At 72.6% G+C, this 2,179-nt stretch carries 2 protein-coding genes; one reads left to right on the top strand and one right to left on the bottom strand.

Annotation, left to right across the window (positions count from 1 at the left end):
* A partial coding sequence (locus GUY60_RS37045; protein ID WP_161705896.1) for a LysR family transcriptional regulator occupies positions 1-828 on the bottom strand: 828 nt, incomplete at its 3' end.
* Positions 829-1,017: 189 nt separating this feature from the next.
* Here GUY60_RS37045 and GUY60_RS37040 point away from each other — a divergent pair.
* On the top strand, positions 1,018-2,151 hold the full coding sequence (locus GUY60_RS37040; protein WP_187370228.1) for a PrpF domain-containing protein: 1,134 nt from the start codon (positions 1,018-1,020) through the stop codon (positions 2,149-2,151).
* Positions 2,152-2,179: the final 28 nt, after the last annotated feature.

Below are 2,179 nucleotides of genomic sequence, written 5' to 3'. Positions count from 1 at the left end.
GGCCAGGAGGATGCGGCGGGTGGGTGCGGGGATGTCGTACGCGAAGGGGAGCAGGCGGACGTCGCTGCGGCGGCTGGTGAGGGCGAGACGCGGGGCGAGCGCGATGCCGAGGCCCGCGGCGACCATGGCCTGGGCTTCCTGGTAGTCGTGCGAGGCGTAGGCGATGCGTGGTTCGAAGCCCGCCCGGCGGCAGCTGCGGCGCAGCACGTCGGCGACCGGATGGTTGTCGGCGCGGATGATCCACTCCTGGTCGGCGAGGTCGCCGAGCCGTACCGAAGTGTGGGTGCGCAGTGGGGAGTCGGCGGAGACCACGAGGACCGTGGGGTCGTCGAGGAGATGGGTGAGGGACAGCGCCGGGTCGTCGACGCGGTTCCAGTCGTAGTCCCACAGCAGGGCCTGCTCGACCTCGCCGGTGTGCAGCATCTCGCGCAGTTCGTCGAGGACCCCGGCCCGTACCTCGATCCGGATGCCGGCGTGCTTGCGGCGGAAGCGGGTCAGGGCCAGCGGGAGCAGTGAGGCGCTGGCGGTGGGGAACGAGCCGAGCCGCAGGGTGCCCTGGTCGAGGTGGGCGAAGGACTCCAAGTCGGCCTCGGCGGCGCGTAGTTCACGACGGATCGCCCGGCCGCGGTCGGCGAGGGCGGCGCCCGCGGGGGTGGTGCGGATGCCGCGGGGCAGCCGTTCGACGACGGGCTGTCCGACCTCCCGTTCCAGGAGCGACATCTGCTGGGAGGCGGCGGAGACCGTCATCCCCATGGCCTCAGCGGCGGCGGTGAGCGAGCCGCGCTCGGCGGCCTCGGTGAGCAGCAGCAGGCGGCGTACGTTGAGCATGTCGGTGAGTTTAGCGCTGCTTAACCCAGGTGAAGTGAACTGCCATTGTGCCCAAGTCATGGGTCTGCGAGTGTCATCGCGTTCGCCGAGCGGTTCACCGGGTGGCAACACACCCGTAACCGCATGCTCGGTCCTCTGGAAGCGCTGATCCCGTTCGGGATCCCGTGCAGATCAAGGAATTTCTCAGACGTGCACACTCCCGCGACTCTGGTGCGTGGCGGCACCAGCAAGTGCTGGCTGTTCCAGCAGGTCCATGTTCCCGCCGACCGCGGCGCCCTGGAGAAGTTGCTGGTCGCCGCGTACGGCTCCGCCGATCCGGTCGAGCTTGACGGGGTCGGCGGCGCCACCCCCACCACTTCCAAGGCCGCGGTGGTCAGCGCCTCGCCGGCCTCCGGCGTCGATGTCGACTACCTGTTCGCGCAGGTCGGCATCGGTACCGGCTCGGTGGAATGGACCAGCAACTGCGGCAACTGCGCCACGGGCGTCGCCCTGTACGCGGTCGCCAAGGGCCTGGTCCCGATCACGGGTGACCGCACCCGCGTGGTCATGCGGAACACCAACACGGGTGCGGTGCTCGAAGGCCTGGTGGACACCACCGGTGGTGTGGTGCACGACTTCGGCGAGCAGACCGTGCCGGGCACCCGGGCGGGCGGCGTCGCCGTGGGCCTCACCTTCCGCGGGCCCGCCGGACGGACGACGGGTGCGCTGCTGCCGACGGGCCTGCCCGCGCAGGACCTGCGGGTGGGCGGTGCGGACCCGGTGCGGGTCACCATGGTGGACGCGGGCGCGCCCGTGGTCCTCGTCGACGCGGCGAGCGCCGGGCACACCGGGTCCGAGCCGTTGGACGCGATGGGCGCCCTGGTGCCCTGGCTGCGTTCGGTACGGCACGCCTGCGCACCGGAGTTGGGGCTTGCCGTGCCGGGCGCGGAGCCCGGTGACGCGGTGCCCAAGGTGGGTCTCGTGGGCCCGCCGGTGGCGTACACGAGCACGCTCGGCGACCGCGTCACGGCCGACGCGTACGACGTCTCGGTGCGGATGCTGTCGATGAACGCGCCGCATCCGGCCATCGGTCTGACCTCCGCGGTCGCCGTGGCGGCCGCCGCTCTGGCCGAGGGTTCGGTGGTCGCGCGGGCCGCACGCTCTCCGCGCGACGGCCGGCTGCGCATCGGCACACCCGCCGGGGTGGTCGCGGTGGCGTGCGAGGACGTACGCGACGGCGTGCCCGGCCGCGTCACCGTGCAGCGCGCCGCCCGGCTGCTCGCCGACGCGCGGATCTACGTACCGGACCACGCGGCGGCACCGGGCTCGCGCCGCGCCGCCTGATCACCACACACCCTCCTTGGCACCACAC

It is taken from the genome of Streptomyces boluensis (assembly GCF_009908195.1).
GTDB classification, from domain to species: Bacteria; Actinomycetota; Actinomycetes; order Streptomycetales; family Streptomycetaceae; genus Streptomyces; species Streptomyces boluensis.
The sequence above is the reverse complement of the archived record's forward strand: the minus strand, read 5'-3'. Positions and strand labels throughout refer to the sequence as shown.